This is a genomic window from Streptomyces flaveolus, assembly GCF_000716535.1.
GTDB lineage: Bacteria > Actinomycetota > Actinomycetes > Streptomycetales > Streptomycetaceae > Streptomyces > Streptomyces flaveolus_A.
Genome location: NZ_JNWV01000006.1, coordinates 96,870 through 112,409, shown reverse-complemented (window position 1 = coordinate 112,409; position 15,540 = coordinate 96,870). Strand labels below are relative to the sequence as shown.

The window sequence follows — 15,540 nt, the reverse complement described above, 5'->3', positions numbered from 1 at the left end:
GGGGCCGACGGAACGCGGCGGGCCCGACGGCATCCGTCAGAGCTGACGGAATCCACCCTCCGCCCACACACCTCGCACAAAATGCACATTCACCCTTTACCGGCCCTTGACTGTCGGGCGTACAACTTTCCATGACTTGCCCAGGCCCTCTGGCGCGGCCCCGACCTGCGGACTTTCAATGGTCGACACCATGGCTCTGCTGCCCTCGTTCATCCGCCCCACCCGGACGACCAAACGCTCCGCGCGCCCGGCCGGCCGACCGCCGACCGGGGACGAGGCCGTGCTCGACGCGCCCGACGACCGCCTCTCGCCCGCGCTGGTCGCGGCCGGCCGGGGCGAGTACGCCGCCGCGGCCGGCCTGCTCGCGGCCACCCGCACCGCGGCCGAGTGGGAGAACCGGGACCGGTACGTGCGGCGCCTGGCCGCCTTCGCCCGCTCGCGCCCCGAGTGGTACGAGGAGTGGCGCGCCGCCGCCCCGGACGACCCCGGCGTGCTGCTGCTCGGGGCCCAGCTGGCGGTGGACCACGCCTGGCCCTCGCCCGCCCGGGCCGAGCTGCTGCGCGAGGTGAGCCCGCTCATCACCGCCGCCGCCCGCGCCGACGACCGCGACCCGGTGCCCTGGCGGATCGCGCTCGACCACGCGCGCGGCTCGCGGGCCGGGCACCGCTACTTCGAGGAGCTGTGGGAGGCGGCCGTCCGGCGCGCCCCGCACCACTACGGCTGCCACGTGGCCGCCCTGCGCTACCTGGCCGCCTTCTGCTGCACCCTGTGGGGGGACACGCCCCACACTCGGCACGGCTCCCACCGCGAGTGCTTCGACTTCGCCGACCGGGCCGCGCAGGACGCCCCGGCGGACTCGCTCGTCCAGGCGCTGCCCGCCCGGGCGGCCTTCGGCTATCTGACCGACGGCTGCGGCCCCGAGGTGCCGCGCGCCCGGCTGGACGCGGCGGCCGACCGTGCCGTCGAGCTGTCCGGGCGCTTCCCGGCGGCCGACCCGTGGCCCGCCGAGGTCCGCAACAAACTGCTGTACCTGCTGCTGCGGCTGGACCGCTGGGACGACGCCCGCACCCAGCTCCGCCTGATCGGCCCCTACGCCACCTCCTTCCCCTGGGACCGGCTCTCGGACGACCCGCTCGGCCACTTCCTGCGCGTGCGCGAACACCTGGAGACGGCTGGGCCGCGGCCCGCCCCGGCCGGGCTGCTGACGGCGTCCCCGGACCCTCTCGGCGAGCACGGCGGACACGCCCGCGCCGCCGACCACTAGGCTGGGGCGCCGTGACCACCGTCCGTCTGCCGCTCTTTCCGCTGAACTCGGTGCTGTTCCCGGGGCTCGTGCTGCCGCTGAACGTCTTCGAGGAGCGTTATCGCTCCATGATGCGCTCGCTGCTGAAGACCCCCGAGGAGGAGCCTCGCCGCTTCGCCGTCGTCGCCATCCGCGACGGCCACGAGGTCGCGCCGAGCGCCCCGGGCATGCCCGATCCCACGGCCCAGCCCGACCGGGGCCCGGCCGCGGGCTTCGGCCCCGACCCGCTCAAGGCCTTCCACGGGGTCGGCTGTGTGGCGGACGCGGCGACCATCCGGGAGCGCTCCGACGGCACCTTCGAGGTGCTGGCGACGGGCACGACCCGCGTCCGCCTGCTGTCCGTTGACGCGTCCGGCCCGTTCCTGACCGCCGAGCTGGAGGAGCTGCCGGAGGAGCCCGGGGACGAGGCCGGCGCGCTGGCCGAGGGCGTCCTGCGCTCCTTCCGCCAGTACCAGAAGCGTCTGGCGGGCGCCCGCGAGCGCTCACTGTCCACCGGTACCGACCTGCCGGACGACCCGGCCGTGGTGTCGTACCTGGTGGCCGCCGCGATGGTGCACGACACGCCGACCAAGCAGCGGCTGCTCCAGGCCCCGGACACCGCCTCCCGGCTCCGGGACGAGCTGAAACTCCTTCGCGCGGAGACGTCCATCATCCGTAGTCTGCCGTCGTTGCCCGCGTTCGAGCTGACGCGGACGCCGACGAGTCTGAACTGAGGAAGCCCGACACCCCGATGGCGAAGAAGTCGAAGAAGCAGCAGTCCGGGGGAACGCCCGCGACGGTGGCCCTCACGGCGGCGGGCGTGGAGTTCACGGTCCACGCCTACGACCACGACCCGTCCCACCCCTCCTACGGCGAGGAGGCGGCGGAGGCGATGGGCGTCTCCCCCGACCGCGTCTTCAAGACCCTGGTGGCCGACGTGGACGGCTCCCTGGTGGTCGGTGTGGTCCCGGTGGCCGGTTCGCTGGACCTGAAGGCGCTCGCGGCGGCGGTGGGCGGCAAGCGGGCGGCCATGGCCGACCCGGCCCTCGCCGAACGCACCACGGGCTACGTGCGCGGCGGCATCTCGCCCCTCGGCCAGCGCAAGAAGCTCCCGACGGTCATCGACGACTCGGCGGAGTCCCACGCGACGATCTGTGTCTCGGCGGGCCGCCGGGGCCTGGAGGTCGAGCTGGCGCCGGGAGACCTGGCGAAACTGACGGAGGCGGTGCTGGCGCCGATCGGACGCGGCTGACGGAGGCGGTGCTGGCGCCGATCGGACGCGGCTGACGCTGCCCGCCGGCCCGCCCGGCGGCGACGGCTCGCCCGCCACCGCGCTCACTCCACGGCGTCCGTCAGGGCCTCTCGCCGTGCGGCACCTCGGGGTCCCGGGGCCCGAACAGCGCGGTCAGTCCGAGGTGCACCAGCAAGCCCGCCAGCGGCCACGCCAGCAGCGCCCCCTTCGCCGACAGCTTCAGCGGCGCCGAGAACGTCACCCCCTTGCCCACGGCCCGCGCGTGCGCGAGCACGTCGGACTCGGGCCCCAGCCACACCCCGAGCCGCCAGGCCAGCAGGGATCCGAGCAGCCCGCCGAGGCCGAGTGCCACCACGGCCGGCACACCGCCGCGCCGCCGCAGCAGGAACACCACCAGGGCGCTGACCAGCCCGAAGGCGAGCCCCAGCAGGGTGAACGTACCGTCCACCCCGACCGCCTGCTCACCCTCGCTGTCCTTGACGTAGACGACCCAGTTCTTGTCGACCTCGTCAGCGATCAGCGGCACGTGCGGCGCCAGCCACCACCACAGCAGCCCCAGCAGCACCCCGCCGAGCGCCACCGCCACCGCGATCACGGCGGCCTCCCGCAGTTCCGTCTTCATCCCGGGGCCGTCCTGTTCGTACGCACCCGCACCCGGCGCCCCGGCGGGCGGCGGCGTCTGCCAGACCTGGTGCGGGGAGTTCTCGTGCGGCGGAGGAGGCGGAGTCAGCGGTGCGGTCACCCGACCATCGTGCCAGGTCGTGCAGTGGGCCGCGTCACCGGACGGCGGCCCTGCGGTACGCCCAGGTCGCCACGGCCAGCGAGATCACACCGACGCCCGCGCACACCCCCAGGTCAGCGAGGACCACGGCCCAGTCGGGGTCCGTCCCGAAGGTCCGCGCGTACGCCTCCACGCCGTACGTCGACGGCAGCAGGTCACGGGCCAGCCGTACGATCTCCGGCATCCGGTCGGCCGGCAGCACGCCGAGCAGCAGCGCGGCCGACATGCCCAGCTGACCGAGCAGCGTGGCCAGCTCCGGGCGGGGCGCGAGCAGCCCGCAGGCGGCGCCCAGCCCGGCCAGCGCGGCCCCGGCGAGCGGGATGACGGCCACCAGGATCCACAGGTTGGACAGCGGCAGCCCGAACAGCACACAGCCGAAGACGGCGGTCACCAAGGTCCCCGGCACGGTGAAGGAGGCGTACGCCGCCGCCGCGCCCAGCACGACGGCCGCCGGCGGCACCGGCAGCGTGGCGTAGTGGTCGAGCCCGCCGCTGGCCCGGAGCTGCCCGAAGTACTGCGACAGCAGGTTCAGCGCGACGTACGCGACGACCAGCACGGAGGACCCGGCCACCACGGACTGGGCCTCGTGGCCGCTGTCGACGACGCCGCGCATCATCACGGCGATCCCGATGGACTGGAAGGTCGCCACGAACAGCAGCGTGATCCGCGCCACCCGGGCGCGGGAGAGCTGCGCCCGGTAGACGGCCACCAGCGACGGCCACAGCCGCGCGGGCGGCCCGAGCTCGGCCGCGCCGGCCGCCGCGTCCGGCACGGCCCGGGCACCGCCCGGCAGAACCTCGGCGGGTACGACACTCACGACGGGTTGCTCCTCTTCCCCACGGCGGTCACCACGGCGGGCCTCTTCGCTACGGCCGCCGCTCCGGCGGGGCTGTTCGCCACGGCGGTCGTACCGCCCCATACGCGTTCCGCGGCCGGTGTGCTCATGTCTTCACCAGCCCCTGCCGGGCCGCGCCGCCCAGCGCCAGGTAGACGTCCTCCAGGCTGGGCGTGGCGAGCGTGAAGTCGTCCAGGGCGGCGAAGGCGGTCCCGCCGGTCACCGTGGCGACGACGGCGCGGGCCTCCTCGGGCGCGAGCCGGAGCGTCCAGCGCCGGCCGGACTCCACCGCCCGCTCGCGCAACACCGCGACCTCGGGCACCTCCAGCGGCGCCCGCTCCCGCCACATCAGCTCCACCCGCACCTCGCCGGCGACCTGCGCCTTGAGTCCGGCGGGGCTGTCGCAGGCGATGACCCGGCCCTGGTCGAGCACGGCGACCCGGTCCAGGACCGTCTCGGCCTCGATGACGTTGTGAGTGACCAGCAGCACGGTCGTACCCCGCTCGGCCCGCCGCCGGTCCACGGCCGCCCACACCGCGCGCCGGGCCACCGGGTCCATGCCGGTGGTCGGCTCGTCCAGCACGAGCAGCGGCCGTTCCCCGACCAGCGCGGCTGCGACGCAGGCGAGCCGCCGCTGCCCGCCGGACAGCTTCTTCAGCGCCCGCCCGGCGATCGGGGTCAGCCCCAGCTCCTCCAGGACGGCGTCCCGCTCGGCCCGCGCCCGCCGGACGTCCAGGCCGCGCAGGCGTCCGGTGGTCTCGGCCGCGAGGGAGACGGTCAGCTCGTCCAGGGCGGTGGACTCCTGGCCCAGGTAGGCGAGGAGCCGGGCGGCCCGCTCGGGGTGGCGCACGATGTCGTGGCCGAGTATCTCGACGCTGCCGGTGTCCGGCCGCAGCAGCCCGGTGAGCTGCCGGACGAGGGTGGACTTGCCGGCACCGTTCGGGCCGAGCAGCCCGAAGACCTCACCGCGCCGCACGTCCAGCTCCACCCCGTCGGTGGCCCGCACCTCCGGGGTGCCCGGTGCGCCCCGCCGGCCCTTCACGGCCGGGTAGGTCTTGCCGAGCCCGCGCACGCGTACGACCTCGTCGTACCGAAGTGCCTGTCCCGCGCGCGTACTCACAAGGGACGAGCCTACGGGGTCGGGGGCCTTTACTCGCCTTTGGGGGCGGCTCCGGGCGTTCAGTCGGCGGCGGGCGCGTGCTGTTCGGCCGCCGCCGGGACGTCGATCTCCCGCCAGAACCCCGCCCGAATGGCGTAACGGTCGTGCTCGTCGATCTGGTCGTCCTTGTGCGCGAGCAGCCCGAACCGGGCCGCGTACCGCAGCAGCTCTCCGTCGATCCGGTGCGGGATGCGCGGGTACATCTGCGACAGCCGCTGCAGATGGCTCTGGTCGCCGAGCCGGGAGATCCAGCGGCGGGCGAAGACCTGCCCGACCTCGTACGGGTCGCCGCCGACGGTGGTGATGTCCTCCTCGCGGTCGGCCCACCGCTGCTCGGCGGTGGTGAGCTGGGCCAGCGTCGGCATGGAGGCGACCTCGGGCGGCTCGGCGACCGCGCCCGGCCGGTCGACCCAGCCCTTGTCGGAGGACCAGCGCAGGGTCGCGGTGGCCGGGTGCTGCACGGGCTGGGCGCCGGGTGCGCGCAGCGCGGCCAGGTCCTTGGGGGTGGGGACGCCCTTGGGGGCGGTCACCCGCTCCTGGGTGCCGTTCTCTGCCACGGCGGCGGCCGGCGGGTGTGCGGGCTGTTCGGCGGGCCGCTCGGACGCGGTGCCGAGCGCGGACTCGGGCAGCGGGGCGGAGAGGATCGCGGCGATCTCGGGGCGGGGCGCGGGTGGCGGGGCGCAGACGCCGGTCAGCTCCTTGGCGCGGACGGCCTGGGTGATCCAGGCGCGGTCCAGCACGCGCCGCTCGTCGGCCTCGGCGACCAGGTCCTCCGACTGGTTGTAGTCGCCGTCGGCGGCCTGGACGGCCCACAGGTGGACGGCGACGCCGTGCTCCTTGGCGGCCATCATGCCGGGCAGCAGATCGCCGTCGCCGGTGACAAGGACGACGTCGGAGCAGGCGCGGTTGCGGGCCAGCTCGGTCAGCTCGGCGTGCATGGCGGCGTCGACGCCCTTCTGGGCCCAGCGTCCGTCGCTCCGGGTGAGGGCGCCGAGGCGGACGGTGACCCGGGGCATCACGCGCAGCCGGCGATGCTCCGGCTGGGGGACCCGGTCGGGGGCGCCGTCGAACCAGTAGATGCGCAGCAGGGGGCGCTCGGTGTCGGACTCCGCGCGTTCCCGCAGCGCCTGGATCAGCGCGGCGTGGTCGACGGTGATCCGGGACCGCGAGGGCTCACCGGCGAGGAGGCTGGCGGCGGCTCCCAGCAGATACCCGGCGTCCACCAGGACGATGCAGCGGTCCACGCGACTCACCCTCTTCCCGGGAGGCTTTGCTTCGGACTTCCTTCGAGTCTGCCCGACCACGCGGGGGTTAACGGCCCGAACTCGATCTTCGGCGTGGCGTTTGCGGTTCCGGTCCGCCCACCACCCCTGTCACACACGGTAATTATCCGACATGCGCTTGATGTCAGCGTATGTGAATCTGGTCCCGGCCCTGGCCCCTAGATCCCCCACAGGAGGCAGATCACCATGGCCAAGAACAAGAACCGCAAGCAGTCCGGCCCGCAGAACCGCGCTCCGCAGTCCGAGCACGCGCAGCGTCCGCAGGCGGAGGAGCACGAGCCGCCCATGGCGCACGCCCCGGGCAGCCCCTCCGAGGCCGCTCGCAAGAAGCAGAAGAGCTTCGGCCACAACTAAAGGGCAGTTGAAGCCCGGGCACACGTGAGGGGCGCACCCGTCAAGGGTGCGCCCCTTCGCGTTCATGCCTCCTCGACGCCCTTCTCGACGCCCTTCTCGACGCCCGTCTCGATGCCCTCCGCCGGGCCTCAGCCGGCCAGGCAGGACGGGCCGAGCAGGACCTTCAGGTCGCCGAACAGCGCCGGGTCGGGCTTGACCCGGTGCCGGTCCAGGCGGAGCACGGTGGTCTTGCGCGGGCCCTGGAGCTTGATCCGGACCTCGCTGTCGCCCTTGTGGTGGCTGAGGATCTCACCGAGGCGGCTGACCATCGGCGGGGTCACCTTCACGGCCGGGATGGTGAGCACCACCGGCGCGTTGGTGCCCGCGTTGGACAGGTCCGGGACCATCAGTTCCATGGCGACGAGCCGGGGCACGTCCTCGCGCTTGTCGAGGCGGCCCTTGACGAACACCACGGCGTCCTCGACCAGTTGGGTGGACACCAGCTGGTAGGTGGCCGGGAAGAACATGCACTCGATGGAGCCCGCGAGGTCCTCGACGGTGGCGATGGCCCAGGCGTTGCCCTGCTTGGTCATCTTGCGCTGCAGGCCGGAGATGATGCCGCCGATGGTCACCACCGAGCCGTCCCCGTAATCCCCGCCGGTGAGCTGGGCGATGCCCGCGTCCGCCTTGTCGGAGAGCACGTGCTCCAGGCCGAAGAGCGGGTGGTCGGAGACGTACAGACCGAGCATCTCCCGCTCCTGGGCGAGCAGATAGGTCTTGTCCCACTCGTCGTCGGTGAACTCCACGTCGAGGCCGAAGCCGGGCTCGCTGGTGGTCTCCTCGCCCATCCCGCCGAAGAGGTCGAACTGGCCCTCGGCCTCCTTGCGCTTGACCGCGACCACGTTGTCGATCATCGGCTCGTACTGCGCCATGAGGCCCTTGCGGGTGTGGCCCATCGAGTCGAAGGCGCCGGCCTTGATCAGCGATTCGGTGGTGCGCTTGTTGCAGACCACCGCCTCGACCTTGTCGAGGTAGTCGGGGAACGAGGCGTACTTCCCCTTGGCCTTGCGGCACTTGATGATCGACTCGACCACGTTGGTGCCGACGTTGCGGACGGCGGACAGGCCGAAGAGGATCACGTCGTCGCCCTGGGCGGCGAAGTTGGCCTCGGACTCGTTGACGTTCGGCGGGAGCACCCGGATGCCCATGCGGCGGCACTCGTTGAGGTAGACCGCCGACTTGTCCTTGTCGTCCTTGACCGAGGTGAGCAGGGCGGCCATGTACTCGGCGGGGTGGTTCGCCTTCAGGTACGCGGTCCAGTACGACACCAGGCCGTACGCCGCGGAGTGCGCCTTGTTGAACGCGTAGCCGGCGAAGGGGACCAGCACGTCCCAGAGCGCCTGGATGGCCTCGTCGCTGTAGCCGTTCTTGCGCGCGCCGGCCTGGAAGATGACGAAGTTCTTCTCCAGCTCCTCCGGCTTCTTCTTGCCCATCACGCGGCGGAGGATGTCGGCCTCGCCGAGCGAGTAGCCCGCGATGATCTGGGCGGCCTTCTGCACCTGCTCCTGGTAGACGATCAGGCCGTAGGTGACGTCCAGGACCTCCTTGAGCGGCGCCTCCAGCTCGGGGTGGATCGGCGTGATCTCCTGCTGCCCGTTCTTGCGCAGCGCGTAGTTCGTGTGGGAGTTCATGCCCATCGGGCCCGGCCGGTACAGGGCCGACACGGCGGAGATGTCTTCGAAGTTGTCCGGCTTCATCAGCCGCAGCAGGGACCGCATGGGGCCGCCGTCGAACTGGAAGACGCCGAGGGTGTCGCCGCGCTGGAGCAGCTCGAAGGTCGTGGGGTCGTCGAGCGGGAGGCTCAGGAGATCGATGTCGATCCCCTTGTTGGCCTTCACCATCTTGACGGCGTCGTCCATGATCGTGAGGTTGCGCAGGCCCAGGAAGTCCATCTTCAGCAGGCCGAGCGACTCACAGCTCGGGTAGTCCCACTGGGTGATGGTCACGCCGTCGGTGTGCCTCACCCAGACCGGGACGTGCTCGGTGATGGTCTCGCTGGACATGATCACGCCGGCGGCGTGCACGCCCATCTGCCGGACCAGGCCCTCCACACCGCGCGCGGTGTCGATCACCTTCTTCACGTCCGGCTCGTTCTCGTACATCCCCCGCACCTCGCCGGCCTCCGAGTAGCGCGGGTGGCTGGGGTCGGTGATGCCGGACAGCGGGATGCCCTTGCCGAGGACGTCGGCGGGCATGGCCTTGGTGATGCGGTCGCCCATCGCGTACGGGTAGCCCAGCACGCGCGCGGAGTCCTTGATCGCGTTCTTGGCCTTGATGGTGCCGTAGGTGCCGATCATGGCGACCTTGTCGGCGCCGTACTTCTCCGTCACGTACCGGATCACCTCGACGCGCCGGCGCTCGTCGAAGTCGATGTCGACATCGGGCATCGAGATGCGCTCGGGGTTGAGGAACCGCTCGAAGATCAGGCCGTGCGGGATCGGGTCGAGGTCGGTGATGCCGAGCGCGTAGGCGACGATCGAGCCGGCCGCGGAGCCTCGGCCCGGGCCGACCGCGATGCCCTGGCGCTTGGCCCACATGATGAAGTCGGCGACCACGAGGAAGTAGCCCGGGAACCCCATCTGGATGATGACGTCCATCTCGTACTCGGCCTGCTTCTGGCGGTCCTCGGGGATGCCGCCGGGGAAGCGGCGCTCCATGCCGCGGCGGACCTCCTCCTGGAACCAGGTGACCTCGGTGTAGCCCTCGGGGATGTCGAACTTGGGCATGAGGTCGCGCTTCTCGAACATGCCGGTGGTGTCCACCATCTCGGCGACGAGGAGCGTGTTGGCGCAGCCCTCCTGCCAGGCGTCCGAGGAGTCGATGGCGTACATCTCGTCCGTGGACTTCAGGTAGTAGCCGGTGCCGTCGAACTTGAAGCGGTCGGGGTCGGAGAGGTTCTTGCCGGTCTGGATGCACAGCAGGGCGTCGTGGGCGCCCGCCTCGTGCGCGTACGTGTAGTGCGAGTCGTTGGTGACCAGCGGCGGGATGCCGAGCTTCTTGCCGATCTCCAGGAGGCCGTCGCGGACCCGGCGCTCGATCTCGATGCCGTGGTCCATCAGCTCCAGGAAGTACTTGTCCTTGCCGAAGATGTCCTGGTAGTCGGCGGCGGCCTTGAGGGCCTCGTCGAAGTGGCCGAGGCGCAGCCTGGTCTGCACCTCGCCGGAGGGGCAGCCGGTGGAGGCGACGATGCCCTCGGACCACTGGGCGATGGTCTCCTTGTCCATCCGGGGCCACTTCTGCAGCCAGCCCTCGGCGTAGGCGTCGGAGGAGAGCCGGAAGAGGTTGTGCAGACCGGTCCTGTTCACGGCCCACATCGTCTTGTGGGTGTAACCGCCGGAACCGGAGATGTCGTCCCGCTTCTGGTGCGGCTGGCCCCAGAGGATCTTGCGCTTGTTGCGCCGGGACTCGGGGGCGACATACGCCTCGATCCCGATGATCGGGGTGATTCCGGCCTTCTTCGCGGAATGGAAGAAGTCGTACGCCCCGTGGAGGTTGCCGTGGTCGGACATGGCGATGTGCGTCATGCCCATCTCGTTGCAGGCGTTGAACATGTCCTTCAGCCGCGCGGCACCGTCCAGCAGCGAGTACTGGGTGTGGACGTGCAGGTGCGTGAAGGGCGGCTTCGACACGGTTGAGCCTCCGGGGAAACACTCGGCGACGGGCTGGCGGACAGTTCTGGGGTCAGCGTCGAAGTCTATGCCGCGGCACTGACAACCGGGACGAGGACTTGGCGCGAAGCGCCCCGACGAGGGGTGGTGGTCGGGCGGCGGGCGGGCACTCCCGCGTACCTTCGTGCGTTGGGTACGGCAGAAACGCTGTCGTACAGGTAACGCACCAGGAGGCACCCCGCGATGTCGGTCCCCCAGCTCGACGAGGAGCAGCGCGGCGAGGAGATCCTCGCCGTCTTCGACACCGCCTTCGGCCGGCTCCTGGCCGCCGACCCGGCCGCGTTCCGGGTCAAGTTCCGGAAGATGGCCGCCTCGGCCTTCGCCTTCTACCGGGGCACGGCGGCCCTCTTCTACCACGACCTCGACGCCGAGAAGCGCGGCGGCCCGTTCCTGGACGAGCGCACCTCGCGCGTGTGGATCCACGGCGATCTGCACGCGGAGAACTTCGGCACGTACATGGACTCCAACGGCCGGCTGGTCTTCAACGTCAACGACTTCGACGAGGCCTACGTCGGCCCGTTCACCTGGGACCTGAAGCGCTTCGCGGCGTCGGTCGCGCTCATCGGGTACGCGAAGGCCCTCAGCGACGCGCAGATCACCGAGCTGGTGACGGTGTACGCCGCCGCCTACCGCGAGCGGATCCACGCCCTGGCCACGGGCGCCAAGCGGGACGAGGTGCCGCCGTTCACGCTGGACACCGCCCAGGGTCCGCTGCTGGACGCGCTGCGTGACGCCCGCTCGCTGACCCGGTTCGGCCTGCTCGACTCGATGACCGAGATCCGCGACTTCGAGCGCCGTTTCGCGGCGGGCGGCGGCTCCATCGAGCTGGACGCGGCCACCCGGTACAAGGTCCTGGCGGCCTTCGACGGCTATCTGGAGACGCTGCCGGACTCCTCCCTGGCCCGCCCGGACTCGTACCGGGTGAAGGACGTCGTGGGCCGCCGGGGCATCGGCATCGGCTCCGCGGGCCTGCCGTCGTACAACATCCTCCTGGAGGGCCACAGCGACGCCCTGGAGAACGACGTCGTGATCTACATCAAGCAGGCCCAGACCCCGGCCGTCTCCCGGCACATCACGGATCCGGCCATCGCGGAGTACTTCCAGCACGAGGGCCACCGCACGGTGATCTCCCAGCGCGCCCTCCAGGCGCACGCCGACCCGTGGCTCGGCTGGACCGAGCTGGACGGCGCCGGCCAGCTGGTCGCCGAGGTCTCGCCGTACGCCGTGGATCTGGACTGGGACGACATCGACGACCCGGAGGAGATCGCGGCCGTCGTCGCCGACCTGGGCCGGGCCACCGCCACCATGCACGCGGCGGCGGACGACACCTCCGGCGAGTCCCTGGTGCCGTTCTCCACCGAGCGGGCCATCGACGCGGCGCTCGCGGCCGACGAGGAGGGCTTCGCGCCCCTGCTGGTGGACTTCGCGCACAGCTACGGCGCACGCGCGCGTGCCGATCACCAGATCTTCGTCGACCTGTTCCGCAACGGCCGGATTCCGGGGCTGTAACCTTCACGGATTCACAGGCACCCTTTAGGGGTCCTTTACCCGCGTACGTGACAGACTCTCCTTTCGCTATGGACATATCCGGGACCCAGCTCAGAGCCGTGCGCGCGGCGCTGTTCACGGCCTTCGTCGTGACGCTCAGCACCGCGTCGCACGTGCTGCTGTCCCGTGCTCCGCTGCCGGTGGCGACCGTTTGCGCGGTCGCCGCCGGGGTGTTCGTCACCGCGTACGCGCTGGCGGGCCGTGAGCGCGGCTTCGGCCGGATCGCGGCCCTGCTGATCCCGCTGGAACTGACCGCCGACACGGTGTTCACCACGGGCCAGCACGCCTGCTACGGCCGCGCGGGCGGCCCGGTCGCCGGTCCGCTGCGCGCGGTGGGCCTGGATGTGCTGTGCGAGGGCCGGGTGGGCACCCCGCTGGCTCAGATGACCGGCGGTCCCGGCCATGCCGGGGCGCTGCTCGCCCATGCGAGCCCGGCCGCCGCCTGGCTGCTGCTCGCCACGCACATCGGCGTGGGGCTGCTCGCCGCCGCCTGGCTGCGCCGGGGCGAGCGGGCACTGACCCAGCTGCTGCGGGCGGTCGCCGCCACCACGTTCCGGCCGCTGCTGCTGGCGGTGGCCGCGGTCGCCGCACGGCCGCTGCCGGCCCGCCGGCTGCCCCGCCCGGCCCCGCGTCGCGCCACCGCCCGCGAACGGCTCCTCACGCACTCCCTGGGACGGCGAGGACCGCCGCGCTCACCGGCATTCGCCTGAGCACGATCAGTCCCCCGCACGTATCCCGCGTACGACGTGTGCGCGTCCCACATGGAGATCACCAATATGAGCAAGCGGAACAGCCAGGCGTCGAAGACGGCGGCCCGGGAGCGGCTGCGCCAGGAGCGCGAGCGGCAGGCCAAGCGCGACAAGGCCAAGCGGCAGCTCGTCGTGGCCGCCTCGGTCTTGGCCGTCCTGGCCGCGGCCGGCGGCATAGGTTACGCCGTCGTGCAGAACAACAAGCCCGCCTACTGGGAGGCCGCGAAGGACGACAAGCTCGTCAAGCCGGCCAACACCACGGGCACGGACGGCACGACGATCGTCATCGGCAAGAGCAGCGCCAAGAAGACCCTCGTGATGTACGAGGACCCGCGCTGCCCGGTCTGCGCCGAGTTCGAGCAGGCGGTCGGCCCGACCGTCAAGAAGGACCTCGACGCGGGCAAGTTCAAGATCCAGTACGTCGGTGCCACCTTCCTCGACAAGAACCTGACCGGCGAGGGCTCCAAGAACGCGCTCAGCGCCCTCGGCGCCGCGCTCAACGTCAGCCCCGAGGCATTCCTCGAGTACAAGACCGCGATGTACTCCAAGAAGTGGCACCCCGAGGAGACCACCGACAAGTTCAAGGACGACAGCTACCTGATCGAGATCGCTGACACGGTCCCCGCGCTGAAGGGCAACGCGGCCTTCCAGAAGGCCGTGAAGGACGGCACCTACGACAGGTGGGCGCTGGAAGAGTCCAAGATCTTCGACAAGGACGGCATCTCGGGCACCCCGACCCTGAAGATGGACGGCAAGACGCTGACGGGCTCCGACGGCAAGAACGCGCCCATGTCGGTCGCCGAGTTCAACACCGCGCTGGAGGCGGCCCTCAAGGGCTGACCGTCAGTCAAAGAGCGGGCGAACTTTTGCGAGTTCGCCCGCTCTGACGCGTACCGATCAGTAACCTGATCGTCCGTGACCAGTCGATACAGATCATCCGAGACCTCCCAGGGCCTCGGTTCGCTTTCGCCCCGCCGCCGTACGGTCGTCAAGGCCGCGGCGGCGACCGCTGTCCTGGCCGGGCCGCTGGCCGCCGCACTGCCGGCCCGCGCCGCCACGGACACCCCCGCCTTCCTGCACGGTGTCGCCTCCGGCGACCCGCTGCCCGACGGCGTCCTGCTGTGGACCCGCGTGACCCCGGCCCCGGAGGCGATACCGGGTTCCGGGCTCGGCCCGGACACCGAGGTCAGCTGGGTCGTCGCCAGGGACAAGGCGTTCACCAGCATCGTCGCCAAGGGCTCCACCACCGCGACGGCCGCCTCCGACCACACCGTGAAGGCCGACATCCGCGGCCTGGAGCCGGCCACCGACTACTGGTTCCGCTTCTCGGCCGGCGGCACCGACTCCCCGGTGGCGCGCACCCGCACCGCGCCGGCGGCGGACGCGGACGTCTCCTCCCTGCGGTTCGGCGTGGTCTCCTGCGCCAACTGGGAGGCCGGCTACTTCTCCGCCTACCGCCACCTCGCGGCCCGCAACGACCTGGACGCCTGGCTGCACCTCGGCGACTACATCTACGAGTACAAGTCCGGTGAGTACGGGACCCGGGGCAAGGTCGTGCGCCCGCACGCGCCCGCGAACGAGATCCTCACCCTCGCCGACTACCGGATCCGGCACGCCAAGTACAAGACCGACCCCGACCTCCAGGCCCTGCACCTGAAGGCGCCGGTCATCGCGATCTGGGACGACCACGAGTTCGCCGACAACGCCTGGTCGGGCGGCGCCGTCAACCACACCGAGGGCGCCGAGGGCACCTGGTCGGCCCGTCAGGCCGCCGCGAAGCAGGCGTACTTCGAGTGGATGCCGGTCCGCCCGGCCATCGCGGGCACCACCTACCGCCGGCTGCGCTTCGGCAAGCTCGCCGACCTCTCCCTGCTGGACCTGCGCTCCTTCCGCTCCCAGCAGGCGTCCACGGCCAGCGGCTCGGTGGACGACCCGGACCGCACGCTCACCGGGCGCGCCCAGCTCGACTGGCTGAAGGCCGGTCTGAAGGCCTCCGACACCAGGTGGCGGCTGGTCGGCAACTCGGTGATGATCTCGCCGTTCTCCTTCGGCTCCCTCTCCGCCGACCTGTTCAAGCCGCTCGCCAAGCTGCTCGGACTGCCGCAGGAGGGCATCGCCGCCAACACCGACCAGTGGGACGGCTACACCGACGACCGCCGTGAACTGCTGGCCCACCTGCGCTCCAACGCCATCGGCAACACCGTCTTCCTGACCGGCGACATCCACATGGCGTGGGCCAACGACGTCCCGGTGGACGCGGGCACCTACCCGCTGTCGGCGTCGGCGGCCACCGAGTTCGTGGTGACCTCGGTGACCTCCGACAACCTGGACGACATCGTGAAGGTGCCCGAGGGCACGGTCTCCGCGGTCGCCGCGCCGGTCATCAAGGCCGCCAACCGGCACGTCCACTGGGTGGACACCGACCGGCACGGCTACGGCGTGCTCGACATCACCGCCGACCGCGCGCAGATGGACTACTACGTGCTGTCCGACCGCACCGACGCGAACGCCACCTCCAGTTGGGTGCGTTCCTACCGCACGCGCAGCGGCACGCAGAAGGTCGAGCGGACCTACGACCCGGTGTAACCGC

14 protein-coding genes are annotated in these 15,540 nt (G+C 71.6%); 8 read left to right on the top strand and 6 right to left on the bottom strand.

Annotated elements, in window-relative coordinates:
• Positions 1-178: 178 nt before the first annotated feature.
• The 3 genes from OO52_RS07080 to ybaK are packed head-to-tail and all read left to right on the top strand — an operon-like array spanning position 179 to position 2,534.
• On the top strand, positions 179-1,264 hold the full coding sequence (locus OO52_RS07080) for a hypothetical protein (protein WP_030642077.1): 1,086 nt from the start codon (positions 179-181) through the stop codon (positions 1,262-1,264).
• An 11-nt stretch (positions 1,265-1,275) separates the two neighbouring features.
• Positions 1,276-2,016 carry an LON peptidase substrate-binding domain-containing protein gene (locus tag OO52_RS07075; protein WP_030642075.1) on the top strand — a complete coding sequence of 247 codons (741 nt, stop codon included), beginning with the start codon at positions 1,276-1,278 and terminating at the stop codon, positions 2,014-2,016.
• A 17-nt stretch (positions 2,017-2,033) separates the two neighbouring features.
• Positions 2,034-2,534, top strand: a complete 501-nt coding sequence (gene ybaK / locus OO52_RS07070; protein ID WP_030642073.1) for a Cys-tRNA(Pro) deacylase — start codon at positions 2,034-2,036, stop codon at positions 2,532-2,534.
• 100 nt (positions 2,535-2,634) lie between these two features.
• Here the strand turns inward: ybaK and OO52_RS07065 are convergent, their stop codons facing one another.
• Genes OO52_RS07065 through OO52_RS07050 form a run of 5 tightly spaced genes read right to left on the bottom strand, consistent with a single transcriptional unit; the run spans position 2,635 to position 6,553 of the window.
• Positions 2,635-3,276: a hypothetical protein gene (locus OO52_RS07065; protein WP_030642071.1), complete on the bottom strand. Its 642-nt coding sequence runs from the start codon at positions 3,274-3,276 to the stop codon at positions 2,635-2,637.
• Positions 3,277-3,310: 34 nt separating this feature from the next.
• On the bottom strand, positions 3,311-4,132 hold the full coding sequence (locus OO52_RS07060) for an ABC transporter permease (RefSeq protein ID WP_030642069.1): 822 nt from the start codon (positions 4,130-4,132) through the stop codon (positions 3,311-3,313).
• Complete coding sequence (locus tag OO52_RS53930) at positions 4,129-4,260, bottom strand: hypothetical protein (RefSeq protein WP_267885017.1); 132 nt, start codon at positions 4,258-4,260, stop codon at positions 4,129-4,131. The genes OO52_RS07060 and OO52_RS53930 overlap by 4 nt, the downstream gene beginning before the upstream one ends.
• Positions 4,257-5,270 (bottom strand): ABC transporter ATP-binding protein, encoded by a 1,014-nt coding sequence (locus tag OO52_RS07055; RefSeq protein ID WP_048910298.1) that lies wholly within the window; start codon positions 5,268-5,270, stop codon positions 4,257-4,259. Before OO52_RS07055 ends, OO52_RS53930 begins: the two co-directional genes overlap by 4 nt.
• A 59-nt stretch (positions 5,271-5,329) precedes the next feature.
• Positions 5,330-6,553 carry an NYN domain-containing protein gene (locus tag OO52_RS07050; protein ID WP_030642065.1) on the bottom strand — a complete coding sequence of 408 codons (1,224 nt, stop codon included), beginning with the start codon at positions 6,551-6,553 and terminating at the stop codon, positions 5,330-5,332.
• A 225-nt stretch (positions 6,554-6,778) separates the two neighbouring features.
• Here OO52_RS07050 and OO52_RS51385 point away from each other — a divergent pair, with 225 nt between their 5' ends.
• Positions 6,779-6,946 carry a hypothetical protein gene (locus OO52_RS51385; protein ID WP_165951540.1) on the top strand — a complete coding sequence of 56 codons (168 nt, stop codon included), beginning with the start codon at positions 6,779-6,781 and terminating at the stop codon, positions 6,944-6,946.
• A gap of 128 nt (positions 6,947-7,074) precedes the next feature.
• Here the strand turns inward: OO52_RS51385 and dnaE are convergent, their stop codons facing one another.
• On the bottom strand, positions 7,075-10,614 hold the full coding sequence (dnaE, locus tag OO52_RS07045) for a DNA polymerase III subunit alpha (protein WP_030642063.1): 3,540 nt from the start codon (positions 10,612-10,614) through the stop codon (positions 7,075-7,077).
• 222 nt (positions 10,615-10,836) lie between these two features.
• Here dnaE and OO52_RS07040 point away from each other — a divergent pair, with 222 nt between their 5' ends.
• From OO52_RS07040 to OO52_RS07025, 4 genes are all read left to right on the top strand, one after another.
• The gene (locus OO52_RS07040; protein ID WP_030642062.1) at positions 10,837-12,162 is read left to right on the top strand and encodes a DUF2252 domain-containing protein; all 1,326 of its coding nucleotides are present in this window, start codon (positions 10,837-10,839) and stop codon (positions 12,160-12,162) included.
• Positions 12,163-12,230: 68 nt separating this feature from the next.
• On the top strand, positions 12,231-12,911 hold the full coding sequence (locus tag OO52_RS07035; protein WP_030642061.1) for a hypothetical protein: 681 nt from the start codon (positions 12,231-12,233) through the stop codon (positions 12,909-12,911).
• 66 nt (positions 12,912-12,977) lie between these two features.
• Positions 12,978-13,790, top strand: a complete 813-nt coding sequence (locus tag OO52_RS07030) for a DsbA family protein (protein WP_030642060.1) — start codon at positions 12,978-12,980, stop codon at positions 13,788-13,790.
• A 75-nt stretch (positions 13,791-13,865) separates the two neighbouring features.
• Positions 13,866-15,536 (top strand): alkaline phosphatase D family protein, encoded by a 1,671-nt coding sequence (locus tag OO52_RS07025; protein ID WP_030642059.1) that lies wholly within the window; start codon positions 13,866-13,868, stop codon positions 15,534-15,536.
• The last annotated feature ends 4 nt before the right edge of the window (positions 15,537-15,540 follow it).

Bases quoted from the DNA above. Each gene is read 5' to 3' on its own strand.
- OO52_RS07030 (WP_030642060.1), top strand. From the start codon at position 12,978: ATGAGCAAGCGGAACAGCCAGGCGTCGAAGACGGCGGCCCGGGAGCGG.
- OO52_RS53930 (WP_267885017.1), bottom strand. From the start codon at position 4,260: ATGAGCACACCGGCCGCGGAACGCGTATGGGGCGGTACGACCGCCGTG.
- OO52_RS51385 (WP_165951540.1), top strand. From the start codon at position 6,779: ATGGCCAAGAACAAGAACCGCAAGCAGTCCGGCCCGCAGAACCGCGCT.
- OO52_RS07080 (WP_030642077.1), top strand. From the start codon at position 179: ATGGTCGACACCATGGCTCTGCTGCCCTCGTTCATCCGCCCCACCCGG.
- OO52_RS07040 (WP_030642062.1), top strand. From the start codon at position 10,837: ATGTCGGTCCCCCAGCTCGACGAGGAGCAGCGCGGCGAGGAGATCCTC.
- ybaK (WP_030642073.1), top strand. From the start codon at position 2,034: ATGGCGAAGAAGTCGAAGAAGCAGCAGTCCGGGGGAACGCCCGCGACG.
- OO52_RS07035 (WP_030642061.1), top strand. From the start codon at position 12,231: ATGGACATATCCGGGACCCAGCTCAGAGCCGTGCGCGCGGCGCTGTTC.